The 23697-nt window shown below is 70.6% G+C and carries 20 protein-coding genes, 3 tRNA genes and 1 riboswitch; of the genes, 16 read left to right on the top strand and 7 right to left on the bottom strand.

What is annotated here, in order from left to right; genetic code table 11:
* Positions 1–39: 39 nt before the first annotated feature.
* Positions 40–112, bottom strand: a riboswitch (cobalamin riboswitch).
* A gap of 127 nt (positions 113–239) precedes the next feature.
* The 3 genes from BJ971_RS06515 to BJ971_RS06505 are packed head-to-tail and all read left to right on the top strand — an operon-like array spanning position 240 to position 3677.
* Positions 240–1550, top strand: a complete 1311-nt coding sequence (locus BJ971_RS06515) for a ferredoxin-like domain-containing protein (RefSeq protein ID WP_239087457.1) — start codon at positions 240–242, stop codon at positions 1548–1550.
* Between the two features lies 1 nt (position 1551).
* A complete protein-coding gene (locus BJ971_RS06510) occupies positions 1552–2169 on the top strand; it encodes a precorrin-8X methylmutase (RefSeq protein WP_184990730.1) in 618 nt (205 codons plus the stop codon).
* Positions 2170–2171: 2 nt separating this feature from the next.
* On the top strand, positions 2172–3677 hold the full coding sequence (locus BJ971_RS06505; RefSeq protein WP_184990729.1) for a precorrin-2 C(20)-methyltransferase: 1506 nt from the start codon (positions 2172–2174) through the stop codon (positions 3675–3677).
* On the opposite strand, the gene BJ971_RS06500 is transcribed toward BJ971_RS06505, so the two are convergent.
* The 3 genes from BJ971_RS06500 to cbiE are packed head-to-tail and all read right to left on the bottom strand — an operon-like array spanning position 3640 to position 6937.
* Positions 3640–4392 carry a cobalt-precorrin-6A reductase gene (locus tag BJ971_RS06500; RefSeq protein WP_239087458.1) on the bottom strand — a complete coding sequence of 251 codons (753 nt, stop codon included), beginning with the start codon at positions 4390–4392 and terminating at the stop codon, positions 3640–3642. The two genes, BJ971_RS06505 and BJ971_RS06500, sit on opposite strands and share 38 nt — an antisense overlap.
* Positions 4389–5177 (bottom strand): precorrin-4 C(11)-methyltransferase, encoded by a 789-nt coding sequence (gene cobM, locus BJ971_RS06495; RefSeq protein WP_221478741.1) that lies wholly within the window; start codon positions 5175–5177, stop codon positions 4389–4391. Before cobM ends, BJ971_RS06500 begins: the two co-directional genes overlap by 4 nt.
* Positions 5129–6937, bottom strand: coding sequence for a precorrin-6y C5,15-methyltransferase (decarboxylating) subunit CbiE (gene cbiE, locus BJ971_RS41965; protein ID WP_275411376.1), 1809 nt, complete (start codon positions 6935–6937; stop codon positions 5129–5131). Before cbiE ends, cobM begins: the two co-directional genes overlap by 49 nt.
* 197 nt (positions 6938–7134) lie before the next feature.
* On the opposite strand from cbiE, the gene BJ971_RS06480 reads away from it, so the two are divergent.
* The 4 genes from BJ971_RS06480 to BJ971_RS06465 all read left to right on the top strand — a co-directional run bounded on the left by BJ971_RS06480 (position 7135) and on the right by BJ971_RS06465 (position 11114).
* Positions 7135–8133: a phosphatidylinositol-specific phospholipase C gene (locus tag BJ971_RS06480; protein ID WP_184990725.1), complete on the top strand. Its 999-nt coding sequence runs from the start codon at positions 7135–7137 to the stop codon at positions 8131–8133.
* 136 nt (positions 8134–8269) lie between these two features.
* A complete protein-coding gene (locus BJ971_RS06475; RefSeq protein ID WP_184990723.1) occupies positions 8270–9823 on the top strand; it encodes a ferredoxin reductase family protein in 1554 nt (517 codons plus the stop codon).
* 17 nt (positions 9824–9840) lie between these two features.
* The gene (locus BJ971_RS06470) at positions 9841–10353 is read left to right on the top strand and encodes an FMN-binding protein (RefSeq protein WP_184990721.1); all 513 of its coding nucleotides are present in this window, start codon (positions 9841–9843) and stop codon (positions 10351–10353) included.
* Between the two features lie 11 nt (positions 10354–10364).
* Positions 10365–11114, top strand: coding sequence for an FAD:protein FMN transferase (locus BJ971_RS06465; RefSeq protein WP_239087459.1), 750 nt, complete (start codon positions 10365–10367; stop codon positions 11112–11114).
* A 152-nt stretch (positions 11115–11266) separates the two neighbouring features.
* Here BJ971_RS06465 and BJ971_RS06460 read toward each other — a convergent pair whose 3' ends face one another.
* Positions 11267–12454 (bottom strand): GNAT family N-acetyltransferase, encoded by a 1188-nt coding sequence (locus tag BJ971_RS06460; protein ID WP_184990719.1) that lies wholly within the window; start codon positions 12452–12454, stop codon positions 11267–11269.
* Between the two features lie 156 nt (positions 12455–12610).
* Between BJ971_RS06460 and BJ971_RS06455 the strand changes: the two genes are divergently transcribed.
* The 9 genes from BJ971_RS06455 to BJ971_RS06415 all read left to right on the top strand — a co-directional run bounded on the left by BJ971_RS06455 (position 12611) and on the right by BJ971_RS06415 (position 20873).
* Positions 12611–12683, top strand: a tRNA-Gly gene (locus tag BJ971_RS06455).
* 37 nt (positions 12684–12720) lie between these two features.
* Positions 12721–12791: transfer RNA gene (locus BJ971_RS06450), tRNA-Cys, on the top strand.
* Between the two features lie 15 nt (positions 12792–12806).
* Positions 12807–12881, top strand: a tRNA-Val gene (locus BJ971_RS06445).
* A gap of 166 nt (positions 12882–13047) precedes the next feature.
* Positions 13048–13797, top strand: a complete 750-nt coding sequence (locus BJ971_RS06440; RefSeq protein ID WP_184990717.1) for a TIGR03089 family protein — start codon at positions 13048–13050, stop codon at positions 13795–13797.
* Between the two features lie 75 nt (positions 13798–13872).
* Positions 13873–14817: an acyltransferase domain-containing protein gene (locus BJ971_RS06435; RefSeq protein ID WP_184990715.1), complete on the top strand. Its 945-nt coding sequence runs from the start codon at positions 13873–13875 to the stop codon at positions 14815–14817.
* Between the two features lie 16 nt (positions 14818–14833).
* A complete protein-coding gene (locus BJ971_RS06430) occupies positions 14834–15100 on the top strand; it encodes a hypothetical protein (protein WP_184990713.1) in 267 nt (88 codons plus the stop codon).
* 55 nt (positions 15101–15155) lie between these two features.
* Positions 15156–15740, top strand: coding sequence for an NIPSNAP family protein (locus tag BJ971_RS06425; protein WP_184990711.1), 585 nt, complete (start codon positions 15156–15158; stop codon positions 15738–15740).
* Between the two features lie 135 nt (positions 15741–15875).
* On the top strand, positions 15876–16190 hold the full coding sequence (locus BJ971_RS06420; RefSeq protein ID WP_184990709.1) for a CU044_2847 family protein: 315 nt from the start codon (positions 15876–15878) through the stop codon (positions 16188–16190).
* Positions 16191–16214: 24 nt separating this feature from the next.
* Positions 16215–20873 carry a WD40 domain-containing protein gene (locus BJ971_RS06415; RefSeq protein WP_184990707.1) on the top strand — a complete coding sequence of 1553 codons (4659 nt, stop codon included), beginning with the start codon at positions 16215–16217 and terminating at the stop codon, positions 20871–20873.
* 13 nt (positions 20874–20886) lie between these two features.
* Here BJ971_RS06415 and BJ971_RS06410 read toward each other — a convergent pair whose 3' ends face one another.
* From BJ971_RS06410 to BJ971_RS06400, 3 genes are read right to left on the bottom strand one after another with little or no spacing between them, the layout of a single operon-like run.
* Positions 20887–22230, bottom strand: coding sequence for a phenylacetate--CoA ligase family protein (locus BJ971_RS06410; protein WP_184990705.1), 1344 nt, complete (start codon positions 22228–22230; stop codon positions 20887–20889).
* A complete protein-coding gene (locus BJ971_RS06405) occupies positions 22208–22903 on the bottom strand; it encodes a serine/threonine protein kinase (RefSeq protein ID WP_184990703.1) in 696 nt (231 codons plus the stop codon). Before BJ971_RS06405 ends, BJ971_RS06410 begins: the two co-directional genes overlap by 23 nt.
* On the bottom strand, positions 22858–23667 hold the full coding sequence (locus BJ971_RS06400; protein WP_184990701.1) for a class I SAM-dependent methyltransferase: 810 nt from the start codon (positions 23665–23667) through the stop codon (positions 22858–22860). Before BJ971_RS06400 ends, BJ971_RS06405 begins: the two co-directional genes overlap by 46 nt.
* Positions 23668–23697 lie beyond the last annotated feature (30 nt).

The following is a 23697-nucleotide window of genomic DNA, read 5'->3' as shown; positions in this document are numbered from 1 at the left end:
CGGGGTCCGCGCCCCGGGTCGAAGGAAACACGGCGACCGGAGTTCCTGGCTCCCGGGTGATCAGCACCCGGTGACAGTGGCGGGACCGCGCCGGAATCGCACCGGCTTCCTCCGCGGCGTCGCCGCACGTGGACTCCCACTCTCGCGACCGGCGCGGGCCGAGTCAAGGCGGGGCGCCCGGTGTGACGATGCCGACCGCCGCCGGGAAGTTGTCAGCCCGGCTCCGTAGTATCCGGGCCGTGTCCCAGCCATCCACGCGTGCCGACGCCGACGCCTGCCCCGGCGCGCTGCGGTTGCACGCGGCGGCCGACGGCCCGCTCGCGCGCGTCCGGGTGCCGGGCGGCCGCCTGACCGGCGCGCAGGCCGGTGCGCTGCGCGAAATGGCCGAGCACTGGGGCGACGGCAACGTCGAGCTGACCAGCCGGGCAAACCTACAGCTCAGGGCGTTGAGGGACGCCCCGGTGGCGCGGCTCGCGGCCCGCCTGCGCGCGGCGGGCCTGCTGCCCTCCGACACCCACGAACTGGTACGCAACATAGCGGCGTCCCCGCTGGGCGACGGCTCGGATGTGGCGCGTCTCGACCGGGCACTGTGCGCGGATCCGCGGCTGGCCTCGTTGCCGGGGCGGTTCCTGTTCGCCGTCGACGCGGGCTCGGGCGACGTGGCATTCTCGGCCGACGTGGCCGCCCTTCCCGACGGCGCCGCCCTTCCCGACGGCGCTGACCTTCCCGTTGGCGCTGACCTTCCCGTTGGCCCGGCCGGCGGGCGGCCGGGGCGCGCCGCGGTCGCGATCCTCTTCGCCGGCGCCGACGCGGGCCTGCGCGTCGCCGCCGGTGCCGTGGTCCCGGCGCTGCTGGCGGCCGCGCACGCCTTCCTCGACGAGCGCGCCGCGCAACAGGCCGCGGGCGGCTCCGCGGGCGCGCCGGCCGACGATCACCGGCCGGTGGCGTGGCGGGTGCGGGAGTTGGACGACGGGCCCGCGCGGGTGGCGGCCCGGACCGCCGCGGCGCTCGGCCTGCGGCTCGGGCCGGCCGTGGTGCTACCCCGGCCCGGCCCCTGGGAGCCGATCGGGCTCATCGAGCAGCCCGGCGGGCGCGTCGCCGTCGGGGCGCTGGTGCCGCTCGGGCGCCTGAGTTCCGTACAGCTGAGGGTTCTCGAACCCGCCGCGACCGTGACCGTCACGCCGTGGCGTGGGATCGTGCTGCCCGGCCTGACGCCGCAGGCGGCGCGGGCGTGGGCCGCGGCGCTGACGGCGGCCGGCCTCGACGTGGCCGCCGGGTCGCGGTGGGCCGGGGTGACGGCCTGCGCCGGCCGGCCCGGGTGCGCGAAGTCGCTGGCCGACGTCCGGCACGACGCGGACGCGGCGACCACGGCCGGCACCGGCCTGCCCGTGCACTGGGTCGGGTGCGCGCGCGGATGCGGCAGCCCGGCCGGCCCGCACGTGCGGGTCGAGGCGACCGGATCGGGTTACCGGGTGAGCTCGCCGGGCGGATCCGAATCCGCGGTGGTTACCGAGGTGGGGGCGCTGGTCAGCGCCGCGAGGAAGGGCTGAGATGGATTACGTGCGCGACGGCGCGGAGATCTACCGGCGGTCGTTCGCGACGATCCGGGCCGAGGCGGACCTGTCCGGGCTGCCGTCCGATGTGGCCCGGGTCGCGGTCCGGATGATCCACGCCTGCGGGATGGTCGACCTGGCCGGCGACGTCGGCTTCAGCCCGGGCGTGGTCACCGCCGCCCGCAAGGCGCTACTCGGCGGCGCGCCGATCCTCTGCGACGCCGAGATGGTCGCCGCCGGGGTGACCCGGGCGCGGCTGCCCGCCGGCAACGAGGTCGTCTGCACGCTGCGCGACCCGGCGGTTCCCGCGCTCGCCGCCCGGACCGGCGACACCCGCAGCGCCGCCGCGCTGGAGCTGTGGGGTGACCGCCTCGCCGGCGCGGTGGTCGCGATCGGCAACGCGCCGACGGCCCTGTTCCGGCTGCTGGAGATGATCGAGGACGGCGCGCCGCGGCCGGCGGCGGTGCTGGGCATCCCGGTCGGCTTCATCGGCGCGGCCGAGTCCAAGGACGCCCTGGCCGCCTCCGACCTGGAATTCCTTGTCGTCCGCGGGCGGCGCGGCGGCAGCGCGATCACGGCGGCGGCGGTCAACGCCCTCGCGTCGGAGGAGGAGTAGGCATGGCGGGTCGGCTGTTCGGCGTCGGGCTCGGTCCGGGCGACCCGGAGCTGGTCACCGTCAAGGCGGCGCGGCTGATCGGCGCGGCGGACGTGATCGCGTACCACGCGGCCCGGCACGGGCGCAGCAACGCCCGCGCCATCGCGGACCCGTACCTGCGCGAGGGCCAGATCGAGGAACCGCTCATCTACCCGGTCACCACCGAGACCACCGACCACCCGGGCGGCTACCAGGGCGCCATCGACGAGTTCTACGCGCAGAGCGCGGAGCGCCTCGCCGCGCACCTCGACGCGGGCCGCGACGTGGTCGTGCTCGCCGAGGGCGACCCGTTCTTCTACGGCTCGTACATGCACATGCACAAGCGGCTCGCGGGCCGCTACGACGCGCAGGTCGTGCCCGGCGTGACGTCGGTGAGCGCGGCGTCCGCGGTGCTCGGCCGGCCGCTGATGGAACGCGACGAGACCCTGACCGTGCTGCCCGGCACCCTGCCCCCGGCCGAACTCGCGGCCAGGCTGGCCGGCACCGACTCCGCCGCGATCATGAAGCTCGGCCGCACCTTCCCCGGCGTCCGCGACGCCCTGGAACAGTCCGGCCGCCTAGCCGACGCCTGGTACGTGGAGCGCGCGACCACCGACCGCGAACGGTACGGCCGCCTCGCCGACATCGACCCGGCGACGGTGCCGTACTTCTCCCTGGCCCTGCTGCCCAGCCCGGCCGCCGCAGCCTTCGGCTTTGCCGGGGCCCCACCTTCGCCCGCGCCGGATGGCCTGGTAACCGTGATCGGGCTCGGCCCCGCCGGACCCGAATGGCTCACCCCGCAGGCCCGATCGGCCCTGGCCGAGGCGGACGACATCGTCGGCTACGGCCCGTACGTGGACCGCGTCCCGCCCAACCCGCGCCAGCGCCGCCACCCGTCGGACAACCGCGTCGAGGCCGAACGGGCGGCGTTCGCCCTGGACCTGGCGAAGCGCGGCCGCCGCGTCGCGGTGGTCTCCTCCGGCGACCCCGGCGTGTTCGCGATGGCGGCGGCGGTACTGGAGGCCGCCGAGGATCCGCAGTGGAAGGACGTGCCGGTCAGGGTGGTGCCCGGGCTGACCGCGGCCCAGGCCGTGGCGAGCCGGGTCGGCGCCCCGCTCGGCCACGACTTCTGCGTGCTGTCCCTCTCCGACCGGCTCAAGCCCTGGGAGGTGATCGCGTCCCGGCTGACCGCGGCGGCGAGCGCCGACCTGGTCATCGCCATCTACAACCCGGCGTCCAAGAGCCGCAAGCAGCAGCTGGTGAACGCCCGTGAGCTGCTGCTGGAGCGGCGCGCCCCGGACACCCCGGTGGCGGTCGGCCGCGACGTCGGCGGGCCGGAGGAGTCGGTACGGGTGACGACGCTGGGCGAACTGGACCCGGCCACGATCGACATGCGCTGCCTGCTGATCGTCGGCTCGAGCCAGACCCGGATGGCGACCCGCGGCGACGGCACTACCCAGATGTACACGCCCCGGCACTACCCCGCCTGAGCCACTCGACGGCGGCCTCCACGGTCGCCGCCACCTCGACCGACGGCGGCAGGGGTGGCCGGTCGACCACCACGACCGGGATGCCGGCGTCGCGGGCGGCGTCGAGCTTCGCCGCGCTCCCGCCGCTGTCCTTGGTCACCAGCACGTCGATGCGGTGCCGGGCCAGCAGCTCACGCTCGCCGTCGAGGGTGAACGGCCCCCGGTCCAGCAGCACCTCGAGACGCGCCGGCACCGGCGGGACCGGCGCCTCGACCGAGCGGGACAGGAACCAGCACCCCGCCACCCCGGCGAAGGCGGCGAGGGTCTGCCGCCCGGTGGTCAGGAAGACCCGCTCCCCCAGCCCCGGCAGCGCCGCGGCGGCCGCGGCGAGCGACGCCGCCCGATGCCAGACGTCCCCGGGCCGCTCGACCCACCCCGGCCTGCGCAGCACGAGCAGCGGCACCCCCGCCAGCGCCGCCGCGGCCACGGCGTTCCCGGTGATCGTCGCCGCGAACGGATGGGTGGCGTCCACCACCGCCCCGACCGCCTCCGCACGCAGGTAGGCGGCAAGCCCGTCCACGCCACCGAACCCGCCGATCCGCACCTCACCCGCCGGCAGCACCGGCGCCCCGGTACGCCCGGCGAGCGAACTGACCACCTCGACACCGCCCACCGCGGCACAGGCCGAGGCCAGCGCCCGCCCCTCGGTCGTACCGCCGAGGACAAGCACCCTCACGACCGGCAACGCTGAGTCGAATAGAGATGGCTGCCGGGAAAAACCGAGGCCGTCAACGCCGCACCGACCACGATCACCGCGGTACGCCGGATGCCCGCGGCGGTCACCTTCCCGGCGATGTCGGCAAGCGTGCCCCGGACGATCAGCTCGTCCTCCCGGCTCGCCCGCGCCACCACCGCCACCGGGCAATCCGCGCCGTAGTTCGGCACCAGCTCGGCCACCACCGCTTCGATGCGCTGCACGGCCAGGTGCAACACCATCGTCGACCTGCTCGCACCCAGCGTCGCGAGATCCTCACCCGGCGGCATCGCCGTGGCCCGCTCGGCGGTCCGCGTCAGAATCACCGTCTGCGCGACCCCGGGCACCGTGAACTCCCGCCCCAGCGCCGCGGCCGCCGCCGCGAACGCGGGCACACCCGGCGTCACGTCGTAGCCGATCCCGGCCGCGTCGAGCCGCCGCATCTGCTCGGCGACCGCGCTGAACACCGACGGATCACCGGAGTGCAGCCGGGCCACGTCCTGCCCCGCCTTCGCCGCGGCCACCATCTCGGCGAGAATCTCGTCCAGATCCAGCCCGGCCGTGTCGACAAGCCGCGCACCCGGCGGGCAGAACGCCAGCAGCTCGGTGGGCACGAGGCTGCCCGCGTACAGGCAGACCGGCGACGACCCGATCAGCCGCTGCCCACGTACCGTGATCAGGTCGGCCGCACCCGGCCCGGCCCCGATGAAATGCACCGTCACGGCCTGATCACCGACCAGATGGTCACCGGCATCATCGCTCTCCATCCCGTGAACCCGCCGACCGGCGAAGCCCGGTTGACGGCGATCCGCGTCAGCTCGCCGCCCAGCCGCGCATACCAGGCCGCCAGCACCGCCTCCGATTCCAAGGTCACCGCGTTGGCGACCAGCCGCCCACCGGCGGGCAACGCGGCCAGGGCGGCCTCGACGACGCCGTCGCGGGTCAGTCCGCCGCCGACGAAAACCACGTCGGGCGCGGGCAGCCCGGCGAGAGCGCCGGGCGCGCGGCCCTCGACAACCCTGAGCTTCGGTACCCCGAGAGCGGCCGCGTTCCGCACGATCCGCTCGACTCGTTCGGCGGACGACTCGATGGCGATCGCCCGGCAGTCCCGGTGGGTACGCATCCACTCGATCGCGATACTGCCGGAGCCGGCGCCGATGTCCCAGAGCAGCTCGCCGGGCTGCGGGCCGAGAAGCGCCAGGGTTACGGCGCGGACCTCGCGTTTGGTGAGCTGACCGTCGCTCGCGTAGACGGAGTCGGACAGCCCAGGAACCAACGGCCGAGGCCCGACCAGGACCGGATCCCCGTTCCCACCACCCGAACGCCCACCACCCGAGCGCCCACCACCCGAGCGCCCACCATCCGGCAGGCCACCATCCAGGCGCCCACCATCCAAGTGCCGGCCGCCGCCCGAGAGTCCACTGTCCGTGTGCCCGGAATCCATGTGTCCGCTGTCCAAGTGGCCACCGTCCAGATGCCCGGCATCCGGGTGCCCGCCGTCCGAATGGCCGCCAACCGAGCGGCCGCCGTCAAAATGCCCGGCGTCCTGACGCCCGCCATCCGCGTGGCTGACATCCAGGTTCCTGCCGTCCGACAGCCCGTCAGCCGAGCGGCCACCGTCCGCGTGGCCATCGTCCGCGTGCGCGAAATCCGGGTGCCCGCCGTCCGCATGGCCGCCATCCAGGCACCCGACATCCGCATGGCCGCTTTCCAAATGCCGGGCATCCGCGTGGCCGCCATCCGCCTGGCCGCCATCCATGCGCCCTCCAGCCGAGTGCCCTCCAGCCGAGTGCCCGCCAGCCGAGTGCCCGGCGTCGGTCCCACTGGATTTCGGCGAACCGGCCCACGGTGCGGCGGGCCGGGAGGGCCTTGTGGACACGTCGGCTCCTGTCGAACAGACAACGGCGACGACGTTCAACGGGTCGAAGTCGGCGGAGCCGAGGTTAGCCGCGGTTCCGGCGATCAGTTCCTCAGCGGGGCCGCCGAGTTGGGAGAGCACGGTCACGACGCTGTCTGCGTACCCCCGGGAAGTGAGCAGGGCCGCGACGGCCGCCGGGGTTCGCGCACCCGCGCTGAGGATCAGGATCTTGCGGCCCGGGTGGATGAGCGGGTGCAGTTCCTCGACCGGCGCACTGACCAGGCTCAGCACGTCGACATCCGGGAGCGGCCAGCCCAGCCGCGCGGCCGCGAGCGACACCGACGACGGACTCGGGATGACCCGCACCGACGCCGCGCCGACCAGGCGGATCAGGGTCGCGCCGATGCCGTGGAACATCGGGTCGCCGCTGGCCAGGACCGCGATGCGCCGGCCGCGACGTGATTCGAGCAGACCCCGCAGCGCGGGAACCAGCGGCGTCGGCCACGGGTGAAGTTCCGCCGCGACGGACTCCGGCAGCAGGGCCAGCTGGCGCGAGCTCCCGAAGATCACCTCAGCGCCGGTCAATGCCGCCGTGGCCGTACCCGTCAGGCCCGGCCAGCCGTCGGCGCCGATGCCGACCACGGTGAGGACGGCGGGGTTGTCAGTCACGTCGTGACGTTAGCCGCCGGAATCCGGAGGGCTTCCGCGGTCCCTCATAAATCGATATGTTTCACTGCATGATGGGCTCCCTCGCAGTCCTCGCGGCCCTTGCCTCACTGGTAGCGGCACCCACCGCCGCGCACGCCACCTCCACCACCGCCCTCGCATCCAAAGCGGCCGGCGCCACACACCACGCCGAATCCGCCGTGCACGACGCCGCGGCCACCACACTCGATGCCACGCCGAACGCCGCGCTCGGCGCGCTCCGCGCCGCACCCGCACGCGCGCTCGCTGCCGATGCGTCCTATCGGACGCTCGGTTCGGCGAGTCATCCGGACTGGATGCAATCCCTGCCCGATTCGACCGGTCTATCCGCGCTGTCCATTCCCGGCACGCACAACTCGATGTCGATCCACGGCGGCGCGCTGACCCAGACCCAGGAAAGCTTCGGCGACAGCGGTGCGACGCTGGCCCGGCAACTCGACGCCGGCATCCGAATGATCGACATTCGCGCCCGGGTGAACGGCGGGAACACCTTCACGATCCACCACGGCGCGGTCTATCAGAACGCCAATTTCGACGATGTCCTGAACGTACTGCGCACCTTCCTCGCGGCCCACCCGGGCGAGACCGTCGTCATGCGGCTCAAGCAGGAGTGCACGGGAGAAATCGGATCCTGTACCGACGTGTCGGGCCAGAAGAGCTTTCCGGACATTTTCGACTCGTACGTCTCCTCGCTGTTCTGGCAGCCGTCGGTGACCCGCGGGGCCGCCGCCGCGACGCCCACGCTGGGCGCGGTCCGGGGCAAGGTGGTGCTCGCCGTGCTGCACGGCGCGTACGGCAGCCCGATCGAGCACTACGGGCTGACCCAGTTCGCGCAGTGGGGCAACGGCTCCTCGACCTACGTCCAGGACAACTACTCGGTGCCCAACGTCGGCGCCATCGCCACCAAGCGCGACCAGGTCAGGCGCCATCTCGACGCCACGAGCGCCGGCGACCCGGCGAAGATGTACGTCAATTTCGGCAGCGGTTCCAGCATCTTCGCCCAGCCGCAGCAGGTGGCCGGCGGCGCGTTCGGAGTGCAGGGCGTCGACCCGTTTCTGCTGATCTACCTCAATGAGGGTCACGGCCTGACCCGTACCGGAATGGTCATGCTCGACTTCCCCGGCGGCGGCCTGATAGACAAGATCATCTCGTACAACTGACTTTTTCCTCTCAGGTTTGAGCCTTAACCCGCTAAACCGCGTAGTACCCGTCGACGGCCTGCCGAGAACCGGGCCGTCACGTCAGCCGCCGGGGGGCGGCAGACGCCGAACGACGACTGCTGAGCGGGTGAGGTCGATGGCGCGAGCGAACGGCGACACTGCCGGCCGACCAGGGCCGACCGCGTTTCCATCCTTCGACGACCTGCGCGAGCCGGCGTTCACACAGACCCTCGCACCCGAGCGCGAGTTCTGGCAGCAGCCGGACCTGAACGAGGGCGTGCCCCGCGGCGACATCATCGTCGAGGCGCCGTCCGAGCCGTCCGGCTGGCAGGGCACCGGCCCGGCGATCGTCACCGACGACCGCCCGCCGGCCGAGGCCACCTCGGGAAACCGCCTGCTCATGGTGTTGCTGTTCTTCTCCGGGCTGGCGGCCAGCCTCGCGCTCTGGCTCTTCGACACCCAGGCCGGCGCGATCAACGACACCGCGACCATGATGCTGGCGGTCGGCCGGATCACCGGCCTGGCCGGCGGCTACGTGCTCTTCATCCAGCTGCTGATGATGAGCCGGGTCTCCTGGCTCGAGGAGTGGGTCGGCGCCCGCGACCTGCTGCGCTGGCACCGCTGGCTGGGTACGTCGCTCGTGGTCCTGGTGCTCGCGCACATCGTCTTCATCGTCTACGGCTACGCGCTGACGGCCGAGGCCGGCGTGGTCGACCAGGCCTGGACGATCATCACCACGCTCCCCGAGATGATCAGCGCGGCGGTCGCCACCGGCCTGCTGGTGCTGATCAGCCTCATCTCGATCCGGGCGGCCCGCAGCAAGCTGCCGTACGAGTTGTGGCACTTCATCCACCTCACCGCGTACCTCGTGCTTTTGCTGGGTTATGGCCACCAGGTCGCGACGGGCGCGGACCTGTCCGGCCGCTTCGCCTCGATCTTCTGGCCCGGGCTGAGCGCGCTGGTGATCGCCGCCCTGGTCTGGGGCCGGCTGGTCGAGCCGCTCTGGCTGAACGTGCGGCACCGCTTCGAGGTGGCCGAGGTCGTCGCCGAGGGCACGAACACCTTCTCGATCTACATCGACGGCAAGAACCTCGACAAGCTTCCGGCCCAGGCGGGCCAGTTCATGCGCTGGCGGTTCCTGACCGCCAACGGCTGGTGGCAGTCGCACCCGTTCTCGCTCTCGGCGGCGCCGAACTCGCAGTGGCTGCGCCTGACCGTCGCGGCGGTCGGCGGGCACACCGCGAAGCTGGCGGAGATGGAGCCGGGCACACCGATCTGGGCCGAGGGCCCGTTCGGCACCTTCACCGCCCAGCGCCGCACCCGCCGCCGCGCCCTGCTGATCGCGGGCGGCAGCGGCATCGCGCCGATCCGCGCCCTGCTCGAGGACATGCCGCCGGACACGATCGTGATCTACCGCGCCAGCCGCCCCGACGAGCTGGTCTTCCGCGAGGAGCTGGAGGACCTGGCCGAGCGGCGCGACGCCTGGGTCCGCTACATCGTCGGCTCCCGCAACGACCCGGGCCCGCGCCGCCTCTTCACGGCGAACGGCCTGCTCGGTCTGGTGCCTGACGTCAACCGCCGGGATGTCTACCTGTGCGGCCCGCCCGGTCTGGTGGACGCCGCGGTGCAGACCCTGCGCGAGCTGGAAGTGCCAGACAGCCAGTTGCACCTAGACCCCTTCGAATTCTGATTTCCGGGAGTTTCCTCATGCGACGCAGCACCGCAGCAGCCATCGGGACGTTGACCGGCGCAGCTCTGATCGTCGGTGTCCGGCTGAGCGTGTCCGCACCCGTCATCCCCGCGGCCGCCCCGCCCGCGGTCGACCTGGCGAACTCGGGACAGGACGCGGACCCGAGCGCCACCCCGTCGAAGAAGGCGTCGAAGAAGCCCGCCGCCCCCGAGAAGTCCCCCGACGAGGCGTCGGGTGAGGCCGGTGGCGCCGGCCTCACCAACGGCGTCTTCAAGGGCTCGGCGGCGAAGAACCCGTACGGCACCGTCCAGGTCTCGATCAAGGTCACCGGCGGCAAGATCACCGCGGCGGACGCCACGTACCCGCTCACCGGCGACAGCGCGACGATCAACCCGCCGGCGATCGCCTCGCTCAAGCAGGCGACGGTCAAGGCACAGAGCGCCGAGGTGGACGCGGTCTCCGGCGCGACGTTCACCTCGGAGTCGTACGTGAAGTCCCTACAGGCCGCGATCGACGCCGCGTCCGCGTAAGGTCCGGCACCATGCATCACGCCGAACACGTCATGGGCACGGTCGTCAGCATCGACCTCGCGGACGACCTCCCGGAGGCGGACCTGCGGACGATGATCGGCGACACCTGCGGCTGGCTGCACGAGGTCGACCGGCGCTTCAGCACGTACCGGGACGACAGCGAGGTCAGCCGCCTGCGCCGCCGGGAGATCACACCGGCGGACTACTCGGCGGACATGCGCCACGTCCTGGAGGCGTGCGCCGACCTGTGGCGGGAGACCGACGGCTACTTCGACGCGTACGCGGCCGGCCCGCTGGACCCGTCGGGGTACGTCAAGGGGTGGTCGGTGGAGGTCGCGTCGGCCCGCCTGGCCGAGGCGGGTTCGGTGAACCACTGCGTGAACGCGGGCGGGGACATCAGGGCCCGCGGCCTGTCCGGTGCCGGCGCACCGTGGCGGGTCGGCGTCCGGCACCCGTGGGAGGCGGACAAGCTGAGCTGGGTGCTCGCGCTGACCGACCAGGCGGTGGCGACTTCCGGTACCTATGAGCGTGGCGATCATGTCTTCAATCCACGTACGGGCGGTCCCGCCCGGGGTCTCCGGTCGGTGACCGTCGTCGGCCCCGACCTTGCACTTGCCGACGCCTACGCGACTGCCGCGCTGGCCATGGGCGAGGCGGGCATCGCCTGGCTCGCCAAGCGCACCGCCGACGGCTACGACTCAGCAGTCGTAACAGACGACGGACGAGCATTCAGCTCGGCCGGTTTGCCGGCCGCAGTCTGACCCGCGGCCGAATTCCCCAGCGGGCCGACGAGCACGTTCAGCCCGCCCGTATTGCCGACCGCGGTCTGACCCGCGGCCGATTTCGGCGGCCTGCCGGCGGGCGTGCCGCCGGCTGGCCGGTCGCACCTGGATCGGTTTCGCGCCGCGGGTGATCAGAAGTCGGCGAACATGTAGGGCATCTGCTTTGGGAAGAGTGCGGTCAGCGGGTCGATCGCCGCGGCGTCCACCTGGCCGAAGCCTCTCGTCGTGACCTCGATCGGGTCGAGCACGCCGTAGGCGAGGGCCGAGATTCCGGAGCAGGTGAGCGTGGCCTCCGGCTCGTCCTTGCTCTGCTCCACAACGAGCCGGCCGTCCTCGCCGGCCAGCCGGTAGCGCCCGCCGATGAACTCGTCGCCGGTCACCTCCACCGTCACCGCCCCGGTCGCCGGCGTGGCGGTGCCGGTCAGCGCCTCCATCGAAAGCAGCCGAGCCATCGGCCCGCCCCGGCGGGGAAACGCGACGCGCCCCTCGGCGAGCACCGCGAGGTCGGTCCCCCACAACTCCGGCACCTCGTCCACCCCGATCTTCATGACGATCCGGGCCACCTGGTCGACGTGCCGAGCGAAGAACTGCAACAGCAGCGCCCGGCCCAGTGGCCCCGTGACCAGCAGGTCGTCCGTGAACAGGTCACCGCCGAACTCGTCGATCCGATAGGCGACGGCGCCAACCACCTCGCCGTCGACCCGGGCGATCGCCACCCAGCGAGCCGGGCTCTCCCGGAACTCGGCGGTGCGCACCTCGTCGAACACCGAGAAGCCGTGCCGCTCGCCCAGCAGGCGCAGCGTCAGGGCGTTGTAGTCGTCGAAGGCCTCCCGCATGGGCAGGCGCTCCACCTCGCCGCGCAGATCGGCTCTCAGGAGATGCGAGAGGCCCTCCGGGGCGAAGGCGGCGGTCCGGACCCGCGGAAGGCCCACGAAGCCGAAGCGGCCGTAGAACGACGCACGGAACGGATAGAGGGTGCTCACCGTGCTCCCCCGGTCGTGCATCTCGTGCAGGAGCCGGCCCAGCAGCGCCCGGACGAAGCCGCGACGCCGCGCGGCCGGATGGGTGGCGACGGACGCGACCCCGGCCATGTCGTGAACGACACCGCGCACGTTCTGCCGCATCGGGAACGCGGCGACGCCGGCCAGCGCCTGCCCGTCCTCCTCGGCGACGAGGCTGACGGCGGTGTCGTAATACTGCATCCGCCGGGCGTAGGTCTCCCGATCGGTATCGGCCCAGGGCGAGGGCATGAAGGCATAAGACTGAAGGGGGAACATGGCGTCGGTGCGCTCTGCGGCGGTGATCTGTCGGATCTCCATGAGGCCATCCAAGCGGGAACAGGCGCTGGGCGCTCGCCCGTTTCCTGGCCTGTGGATAACCAGCCCGCGACGCGCCGAGGGACCCCCGGTTTGGCAAGGGGCCGGGGTACCCGCTAATGTTTCATCCGTCGCCGGGGAACGCCACCGGAAAGACAAGCGGACGTAGCGCAGCTGGTAGCGCATCACCTTGCCAAGGTGAGGGTCGCGGGTTCGAATCCCGTCGTCCGCTCGGAGAGGCCGCCACAGGTTACGTGCGGGGCCAGCTCGGTGGAGTGGCCGAGAGGCGAGGCAACGGCCTGCAAAGCCGTGTACACGGGTTCAAATCCCGTCTCCACCTCGGCATTACGATCGAGGGCGATTGGCGCAGCGGGAGCGCGCTTCCTTGACACGGAAGAGGTCACTGGTTCGATCCCAGTATCGCCCACCAGGTAGCACAGCAGGTCAGAGCGGGTTTCCTCCCATGGGAGGGAGCCCGATTCTCGTTGGCGGCCAAGATGCAAACCACCCGGCTGTTGATCGAGCCCTAACCCCGGCGACGATAGCTAGAGTTCAGCGGGCCGCCCACCGTCGTCACGTCACCCCGGAGCAAGCCGATGCAGTCGACCGCCAACGCCGATCTGTCCGTCCTGCTGACCGGTGCCGACCGACCGCTGCTGACCTACTACGACGACGCCACCGGCGAGCGGACCGAACTCAGCGCCACGGATCTGGGTGGCTGGGCCGCGCGGACCGCGAGCCTGCTGCGCGAGGACTGCGGGCTGGCGCCCGGTGCGCACGCCGGGGTCCTGCTCCCGCCGCACTGGCAGACCGCCGCGGTGCTGCTCGGCGCCTGGTCCGCGGGGATCGCCGTCTCGTTCAGGTCGTGGGCGCGGGCGGGCCTGCAACCGGCCCCCGAGCGCACCCTGGACGCCGTCTTCGTCTCACGCGCACGGCTGGACAGCTGGCTCGAGGAGGTGCCGCCGGCCCGGCACCGCTACGTCCTGAGCCTGGCACCGGACGGCGAACGGCCCGACGACGTGCCGGCCGGCTACCTGGACTTCATCACCGAGGCGCTGCGCCACCCGGATGACGTCCCGGCCTACGTGCCGGCCGGTCAGCACGACGCGGCCAGCACCGACGGCACAAGCTACGCGCAGTGGGGCGAGATCGCGCAGAGCATCGCCGCCTCGCTGGACCTACGGGCGGGTGACCGCGTGCTGATCGACGCGTCCCAGCGGGAAGAGCCCGTGGGCTGGCTGCTGGCGCCGCTGTCAGCCGGCGCCTCGATCGTGCTCTGCGCCAACCTGGACCGCGACGTTCTCGACGACCGGATCGCCGCCGAGGGTGTCACCCGAGTCCTGTAACCCGCCAAGCCCGGACGGGACGCCGTCCGCCACGAAGCCCGCGCCCAGATCGACACCGGCCAGTAAGGTCGGCGCGTGGATCTGCACGACATTGCCGCACGGCTCGGGGTACCCGTCGAGGACATCGAGCGCGTGGACCGGCTCGCCGGCGACCGGCCGTCGGCTCCGTTGCCCGCCAAGGCCGACGCGCCGGCGATCCTCGACCGGCTCGGGGTCCGGCCGGACGACGCCGCGGAAATCATCGCGGGCTGGCCCGACCCCGACTCGACACTGTGGACCCCGGAGCTGCGCTGGCTGCTCGACCGCTCGATCGCCCTCGTCCGCGGGGACCTCGGGGGCCACGAATGGCTGCCGCCCGGCCCGGAACTGCCGCGCGATCGCGGCCTCGCCTGGCGACATCTCTACGTGTACGCCTACCTGGCCCTGGTCGACGTCGTCACCGAGTACCACCGCGACCACGGCATCCCCGATGCCGTTTCGTGGGTGACCCTCGCCGACCTGGGCCGCAACCTCGCGGTCGACCGGCGGATGCACGGCGAGGGCTGGCCGGTCATGCAGAGCTGGCTGACGCTGCACGCCCGCGGCGGCCTCTACGAGCTGGGCCGGCTGCAACACCAGCGCGGCGACACCGCCATCAGCCTGCACATCCCCGACGCCGGGCCGCTGACACCGGAGGCGGTCGACGCGTCGCTCGACGAGGCCCGCGCGTTCTTCCCGCGCCACTTTCCCGACGAGCCCTACACGGCCTTCTCCTGCGGCTCGTGGCTGCTCGACCCGCAGCTGCTGCGGTACCTGCCCGGCGACTCCAACATCGCCCGGTTCCAGCACAGGTTCGAGCTGGAGCCCTACGAGGAGCCGGAGGGGCTGGACGCCGACGTCGAGATGCTGCGGTTCGTGTTCCGCACCCTGAGCACGCCGCTCGACCAGCTGCCGCGCCGCACCGTGCTCCAGCGCGCGACCATCGACCACCTGAAGGCGGGCGGCCACTGGCACTGGCGCCGCGGCAGCTTCCCGATCTAGGTCCCGAAGGAGTCACGTGAGCTTGTCGCGTCATCCGCATCCCGTCGATCGACCTGTACTGCCCATTCTCATGATCGCTTTCGCCGTGCTCGCCGCGCTTGGAGCTTCAGGCTGGAACGGCGACGGGGGCTTCTTCCAACCGTTGGCTGCCGTTCTGGCCGTCGTGTCGGCCGCGAGCTTCGTCGTTCTGCTCGCGATCTACTGGATCGGCTGGGTGGTACGAGGACACCTGCTCTGGCTCGAGGAGCGATCGAGCCCCGGCGGAGAGCCGCCGACCAGCTGACGGCGTCGAGGCGAGGGCGCAGCTGTAACAGAGTCTTTCCGGAAAGGATCCTGGTGTGATCGTCGAACTGCGCCGCTACACCCTGCGCGAGGGCCGCCGCGACGAGCTGATCGACCTGTTCGACCGCGAATTCGTCGAGACGCAGGAGGAGCTCGGGATGGCGGTGCTGGGCCAGTTCCGCGATCTCGACCGGCCCGACCAGTTCGTGTGGCTGCGCGGATTCCCCGACATGCGGTCACGCCGCGCCGGCCTGGCCGCCTTCTACACCGGCCCGGTCTGGGCCAGGCACGGGCCGGCCGCGAACGCGACGATGCTCGACTCGGACGATGTACTCCTGCTCCGCGAGATCGTTGCGCTGCCGGTGTTCGACCGAGCCGACGCCGATCCGGCCTCGATTCTGCACGCGACGATCTGGTACTGGGCCGACCCCTTCCCCGATCCCGCCGGGTACCCGCCGGACACCTTGGCCGTACTCCGAACCGAGTACGCCACGAACGACTTCCCCGCGCTGCCGGTTCGCGAGGGCGAGCACGCGCTCCTGTGGCTCACCCGGTCACCCCTTCAGCTGGATGCCCCCGAGAAGGTGACGAGGACCGAACACTTCCGCCTCTCCCCCACCCGACGCTCCAGCCTGTACTGAGGCCGGCGGCGCGTTCGCGTGGTCGCGCTGTTACTTTCCGTCCTCCGACTCGCGTAGGCTCGGGGCACGCGCCGAGGGAGGCCGGGCACCCGCCTTCCCAGCAGGCATTTCGAGAACCGCCGGTGAAGGAGTGGAATGCCTACTCGCCTGATCGAGCTGACCGACGGCACCCTGGTGGAAGTAGAAGCGACCACCACCTACTCGCGCGAGATCAGCGGCGGACTCGCCGAGCGGGTCCAGACGGCGTTCGACCAATTGCAACCCGTTCTGGTGCGCGTGTGCCGGCCGGTGATCGCCATGTGCAGGGAGCTGCGGTCCGAGGGCGAGATCGAGGCAGCCGAGATCCAGCTCGGTTTCAGCTTCGAAGGCGAAGGCAACATCTATTTGGCCAAAGTCAAGTCCGGCGCGAACATCATGGTGAATCTGAAGATCAAGACCGCCGCGGAATAGCCGACGCCAGAAAGAGGAACGGGAATGGCCGAAGCGTCCTGGGCCGACTCCATCGTCCGCCTGGCGAGCTCCGATCTTGAAAACACCCGATTCGGCAGCGGCTTCGTCATTCATCGGGACGCGCACTCGACGTACATCCTGACCTGCGCCCATGTCATCCGGGAGATCGGCGGCGCGGAGAGCGTGACCGCCGACGGGCTTCGCGCCCGCGTGATCGCGTCCGGCGAGGACCAGGATGTCGATCTGGCCATCGTCCGGGTGGGGTTGCGCCTCGACCGGGTTCCGCTGATCCTCCAGCCGTCCGGCGCCAAGGGAATGGCGATCAGGACCGCCGGCTTCCAGCGCGTGCACGGCCAGGAGTACGTCATCCGGGAACTGAGCGGCGTGCTGGGCCAGCAGGTCGGCCTGGAGTCCCGTAGGCGCCCGCACCGGCTGGAGGCCTGGGACATCAAGATCATCGATGATCTCACCCTGCAGCCGGGCCAGAGCGGCTCACCGATCATCGACCCCGAGAACGGCGCGGCGGTCGGCATCCTGCGGATGATGCAGGGGCACGGCGAGCGGGGCCTGGCGATCTCCGCACAGGTGATGGAGGACCTGTGGCCGCACCTGCCGTCGCTGTTCCTCGCCGACCAGGAGGAACGGCAGTACGTGGACTGGGGCCACGCGCCGGACGTCCCGAGCATCTTCGGCCGCACCCGGGAGATGACCGAGCTCCGCCGGTGGATCGTCGACGAGCGGTGCCGGATCGTCAGCATCGTGGGCCTTCGGGGGATCGGTAAGACCGCCGTCACGCTCGGGCTGGCCAGGGGCGGGATCACCCGGACCGACCTGCCGGCCGAGCTGCGACACGGGGTCGCCGGCAGCTTCGACTTCGTGGTCTGGCGCAGCCTGCTCAACGCGCCGCCCGTCGCGGAGATCCTGCGGGACGTCATCGCCTTCGTCTCCAACCAGCAACAGGTCTCGCTGCCGGATTCGCTCGAGGAGCAGATCGAGACGCTGCTGCATTACCTGCAGAACCACCGCTGCCTCATCGCCTTCGACAACGTGGAATCGGTGTTGCAGAGCGGCGACGCGCTCGAGGACGGATACCGGCCCGGCTACGAGGGCCTCGGCGAGCTCTTCAAGCGGATCGGCACCACCGCGCACCAGAGTTGCCTGCTCATCAACAGCCGCGAGAAGCCGATCGACGTCTCGCACATGGAGGGCATCAACCGTCCGGTACGCAGCTTCGAGATCGGCGGGATGGACGAGGCCAGCGGCCGGAGGATCCTCGACGACATCGGCAGCTTCACCGGCGTCGAGAGCGACTGGTCCGACCTCGTCATGCTGTACAGCGGAAACCCGCTGGCGCTCGAGCTCGCCGCCAAGCACGTCTCCGAGGTCTTCTTCGGCGACATCTCGCGATTCATGGCGCAGGGCAAGCCGGTCTTCAACGGCCTGCAGGACCTGCTCGACTGGCACATCAACCGGCTGTCCGAGCCCGAGCTGGAAGTCCTCGTGTGGCTCGCGATCGACCGGGAGCCGGTGACGCTTGTCGAGCTCGAGGCGAACATCCTCCGCCTCGACTCCCGGCGGCGGCTCCCGTCGACCATCCAGTCGCTCCAGCGCCGGGTGCCGCTCGAGCGGGCCTCCTCGCGATTCAGCCTCCAGCCGGTCATCATCGAGCACCTGACCAACCAGCTGATCGAGGGCGCCACCCGGGAGCTGATCACCGGCGAGCGCAATCTCCTGCACAGCCACGCCCTGCTCAAGGCGCTGGCGCGGGACTATGTCCGGGAGACCCAGGTCCGGCTGATCGCCAACCCCATCGTGGACAACCTCAAGGGCCAGCTGGGCGGTGAGGCGGCGGCCGAGAAGCGGCTCCGCGAGTATGTCGGCAGGCTGCGTGACCTCGCCGACTCCACACCGAGCTACGCCGCCGGGAACGTCATCAACCTGCTCTGCCGCCTGACCGGGAGGATCGAGCGCTACGACTTCTCCGGGCTGAACGTGCGGCAGGCGTACCTCCAGGAGATCAGCCTCAACGGGGTGAGTTTCGCGCATTCCGCCATGGCCGACTGCGCGTTCACCCAGACCTTCGGGCCGATCTCCTGCCTGGCGCTGAGCCCGAACGGGGAGCTGGTGGCCGCCAGCGCCTCCAACGGCGACATCCACATCTGGCGGCTCGCGGACCTCCAGGTCGTGGCGACGCTGCGCGGGCACATCAACTGGATCTTCGCTCTGGTGTTCAGTCCGGACGGGCGGACCCTGGCCAGCGGCGGTGAGGACAAGGTCGTCCGGCTGTGGGACCTGGAGACCGGGCAGTACATCAAGGAGTTTCGCGAGCACACCAACTCCGTGTGGGCGACCGCGTTCAGCCCGCGCGGCAACCTGCTCGCGACCGGTAGCGAGGACCGCACCATCAAGGTGTGGAACCTCGCCACCGGCAGGTGCATCGCCACCATGGCCGATCACGAGCGCAAGGTCTTCTCGCTGGACTTCAGCCCGGACGGGCAGCGGCTGGCGAGCGGCAGCGCGGACCACACCGTCAAGGTCTGGAACATCTTCGACTGGACCGACCCGATGACGCTCACCGGCCACACCGAGACGGTCCGCGGGGTCCGGTTCAGCCCGGACAGCCGGCTGGTCGCGAGTTGCAGCTGGGACAAGACGATCAAATTGTGGGAGGCCGATTCCGGCGACTGCGTGCGCACCCTGCGCGGCCATACCGACAGCGTGCACTCGGTGGCGTTCCACCCCGGCGGCCAGACCCTGGCCAGCAGCGGCGAGAGCGGCGCCATCCGGATCTGGAGCCTGCGGGACGGCGCCTGCCTCACCACGCTGGCCCGGCATCGGGGCGAGGTATGGAAGATCGAGTTCTCTCAGGACGGGCAGATCCTGGTCAGCGGGGGCTATGACACCACGCTGCGGATCTGGGACACCCGCGACTGGGTCTGCCGGAACACGCTGCACGGATACATCGACTGGGTGCAGGCGCTGGCCGCGTCGCACGACGGACGCACGCTGGTGGCCAGCTACGGCGACCTCACGATCAAGATCTGGGACGTCGACAGCGGCGCCTGCCTGAGGACGCTGCGGGCTCACACCGGATGGACGTTCTCGGTCGACTTCAGCCCGGACGGGCTGTTCATGGCCACCGGCAGCGACGACCGGACCATCAAGATCTGGGACACCCGGACGTGGACCGTGGTCAACACCCTGACCGGGCACGCGAACTGGGTGCAGGTGATCCGATTCAGCACGGACGGCCGCATCCTGGCCAGCGGTAGCGACGACCGAACGATCAAGCTGTGGGACGCCGGTTCCGGCGAGTGTCTCGAGACGCTCACCGGGCACACCGACGGCATCTGGTCGCTGGCGTTCACCCCGGACGGGAAGCTGCTGGCCAGCGCCGGCGAGGACAAGGCGATCAAGCTGTGGCGGCTCGCGGACGCGACGTGCGTGCGGACCATCGAGGGGCACGAGGACCGGGTGCACGCGGTGTCCGTGAATCCGGCGGGCACCCGGCTCGCGACGTGCAGCGACGACAAGACGGTGCGCGTCTGGGACATCGCGACGGGCGAGCCGGTTCAGGTTCTCAAGGGGCACGGCAGCTGGGTCATCTCCGCCGTCTTCGACGGGACCGGGAAACGCATCTGGAGCGGCGGGAAGGACCGCACGCTGCGGGTCTGGGACACCGAAACCGGAGAGTGCGTACGCGTTCTGCGGGGACACGCGGAAGGCATCTGGGCGGTGGTGTTCAACGAGCGCCGGGAGTACGTGGCCACGGCGAGCGAGGACGGCAGTATCCGCCTGTGCAATTCTGAATCGGGCGCGCCGATCAGGGTGCTCCGCCCGCCGAAACCCTATGAGGGAATGAACATCTTTGGAGTCACCGGATTGACGGAACCGCAAATGTCGTCGCTCAGGGTGCTGGGAGCGGTCGAGGAAGAGGTGTTGGTCGTGGACGGCGACACGATTGAGTCGAGCTCCCCGAAGACCCACGACTACGCGAAGTTCGCCGGGTCGTACTCGACCCTGGGCCTGGACGGCACCTTCTATCTGGCATTCCGCGACATTCCCGAGCTGTTGGCCCGGCACGGCGGCGGCACCGCGGCGCTGGACTACGGATGCGGACCCGGGCGGTCGACCCGCTTCCTGAAGAGCCTGGGCTACGCGACGATCGGCGCGGACATCAACCCGGAGATGCTCGGCAAGGCCCGGCAACTCGATCCGTTCGGCAAGTACCGCCAGGTGGAGAGCGCCAAGCTGCCGTTCGAGGACGCATCCTTCGACGTCGTGTTCTCCAGCTTCGTCTTCATCGAGGTGCCGACCCGCGACGAGATCGTCGCGATTCTGCGCGAGATGAAGCGGGTGCTGAAGCCGGACGGCCGCATCGTCGTGGTGACCGACCCGGCCGACGGCTTCGAGGGCGACTGGGTCTCCTTCTCCTATGACTTTCCGGAGAACTATCGGGTCCTGAGCAGCGGCGAGAAGGTCAAGCTCCAGATTCTCGGCACCGATGTCGTGCTCTACGACTACTACTGGTCCGACGGCGACTACCGGTCGATGTTCGATGCCGTGGGACTCGGCCTGGTCGAGAAGCATCTGCCGATGGGCCGGGACGAGGACCCGGTCGAATGGCGCGACGAGAAGGAACGGCCGTTCATCGTCGTGTATGTCGTCGGCAAGGATGGGTGAGCGCGGGCCCCGTTCACCAGACGAGCGAGCGGATCGGGATGTGCTTCCCGGCGGGTGTACGAGCAAGCTCGGCCACCGTCTCCACCCGCACGGACAGCAGGCTGCCGAACTCGCCCCGGAAGCTCTGCCGAATCATCTCGCCGTGTACCGGATCGTCGTACCCGGCCGCGGTCACGATCCTGACGGTCACGTCGGTCGTCGCGGTCTGCACCACCTCGAACTGCGCGATCGGCACGGCCAGGTCGATGAACAGCTTGTAGGTCCAGTCGAGGATCCGGCCAGAGGGGATCACGTCTCCATTGGTCAGCCGGAACGACGAGTTCTTGCGGCCGGAGATGTCGTCGAGGATCCGGCCGGTCCGGCCGCAGTCGCACGCCGCAGGCCGCAGCGAGCCGAGGTCGCCCTGCCGGTAGCGGACGAACGGCATCGTCGGATTGGTGAACGAGGTGCCGACTATCTCGCCGACCTGGCCGTCCGGCCGCACCTCGTTGCGTTCCGGGTCGAGGATCTCCGTGTACACGCAGTCCTCCTGTAGGTGGTACGCGCCGTGCGCGCATTGGAAGGCCACCTCGCGCAGCTCCTCCGTCGAGTATTCGTCGGGCACCGGGCAGCCGAAGAACGACGCCATCTGATCGCGTTGGAGCTGGGTGGACTGCTCGGAGTTGGTCAGAATCGCCTTCGGTCGCAGGCGGCGGCATTCGGCGGGAAAGTGCGCCATCAGCTCGGCGATGATGGACGGATACGACACGATGTACTCCGGTTCGATCCGCACCAGCCGGCGGATCATCTCGGCTCGTGGCATCAGCGTGTTGAGGTAAGCCGCCGTGTACAGCCCGAACCTCGCCTGGAACGGCAGCTCCGAGGTGTAGATCACCGCGCCGCCGCGGGATCGGAACGGGTTGAATCCGAAGGACTGTTGCATCATCCGGAAGGTCGCCAGTGCCGAGGCCAGCCAGTGCCCGGTGTCGGAGTAGACCTCGATGAACTGCCCCGACGATCCTGAACTTCGCGAGCGCCTGAGCCGGTCTGTGCGGGCGCCCCGGACGAGGCACTCCCGCTCGGAGCCCATGATGTCCTGCTTGGTCACGGTGGGCAGCCGGGCGAAGTCCTCCCACGTACGCACGTCGGCGGGCTGTACGCCGTGCGCCCGGTACAGGCGCTGGTAGAAAGGGCTGGAGTGGTACGCGATCTCCAGGATCGCCTTCACCCGGGCCCATTGGAACTCACGGACCTGCTCGGCGTCGCGGTGCGGGAACCGGGCGAAGTCCGGATAGTGCGCGAGATACGACCGGAGCAGGCGCAGATGTTCCCGGGGTGAGAACTTGTCCACAACGTCACCCTTCAGCATGCGTGCCATGGATGAGTTCGTGCCGTACGCGGGCCATCCGGCGCTGATCCGCGGCGTCGTCGCTCCTCGGTTCGCGGGGCAGGGCCGGGCTGTGCCACAGGCCCATCCGCGCGACGAAGCCGCCGCGGAGCACCACACCGTCGATGTCCACGACGCAGAGCCGGTCACCGTCCCGGATCATGAGTTGCTCGGTCTTGAAGTCCGGGAAGTGGAGTCCGAGTTCGTGCAGGTGCTCGATGGTGCGTTCGGCCTGCCGGACCAGGCCCATTCGGGACGCGATCGGGCGGCGCCGGACCCAGTCGGTGAAGGACGGCTCGTTGTCCCAGGCCGCGTTGTGCCGGTGCGCCAGCGAGATGCCGTCGACGTGTTCGACGAGCAGGTGCAGCCGGCGCTCGCCGGCGAGCTGGGTGAGGCGGAAGTCGATGATCTCGGGGAAGCCGTCGACGACGCCGCCGATGAGGCGTTCGAGGACCTCGCCGATCTCGGCGTACTCCACGGCGCGCAGCGTGCGGGTCTTGTAGACGAGTCCACGGCCGGGCACCTCGACGATCGTCGACCGGAAGTCCCGCACAAGCCGGGTGCTGCCGAAATCGATGTCCCATCCCCCCGGGACGCCGGGAGGACCGGGGCGTGCCGTCAGGCCCGGGTCGCCACGACGCGTGCGCTGGCCCAGGTCAGACATTCCTCGAAGGTAGCCCGTTCGACGACCTCGGTGGCGAATCCATGGAAGTAGTTCTTGAAGTCGACTTCGACGATCGGATAACTGGTGTTGTGCTGCGCGTACTCCTCGGCGATGAGTCTTGCCTCGACCCGGCTCAGCAATGGCTGGGTCGCGGCCTGCCGCACGACCCGCCGGCTGAAGTCGTCGACCTGGGCGTCGTCGGCCCGCAGCGGGATACGCAGCCCGTTCTCGGCCAGATGCACCGTGGTGACGACCTCGCCGCCGCGTTTGAGCACGCGATGCCATTCCGACACCACGGCCGGCTGATCGGCGAACGGCACCTTGTTCAGGAACATGTCCGTGGCGATGAGGTCGACACTTCCGCTGCGCAGGGCGATCTCCTCGGCCCGGACGAGCCCGAAGGAGACGGCGGTGCCGGCCGGCGCCACGATCCTCAGGAAATGCCGGCCCACCATGATCGGTGTCGGGCACGAGTCCAGGATGAATACGTGGTGCCCGCGCCCGCCGCCCAACGCCTGGAGCGTCACCCTGAGCATTTCGAAGTCCGCGAGCGCGCAAATCACAATGGACAACGGCCCCTTGGCGGCGGCGGTCTGCCGTATGTATCTGACGAAGAAGCTTTCGTTGTGACCGGCCGAGGCGACCGCCGACAGCAGGCTCAGCACGGGCCATGACGCGTGGTACGGCGCGCACGAACGGGGACTGCCGTCCGCGTTTCTGCAATAACGCTTGGCGATGGCACGCGCGTCGAGGGCCAACTGCATCGCGGCAGAGTCCGGCAAGGGCCCGATCCT

This window comes from Amorphoplanes digitatis, from assembly GCF_014205335.1.
GTDB lineage: Bacteria > Actinomycetota > Actinomycetes > Mycobacteriales > Micromonosporaceae > Actinoplanes > Actinoplanes digitatus.
The sequence above is the reverse complement of the archived record's forward strand: the minus strand, read 5'-3'. Positions and strand labels throughout refer to the sequence as shown.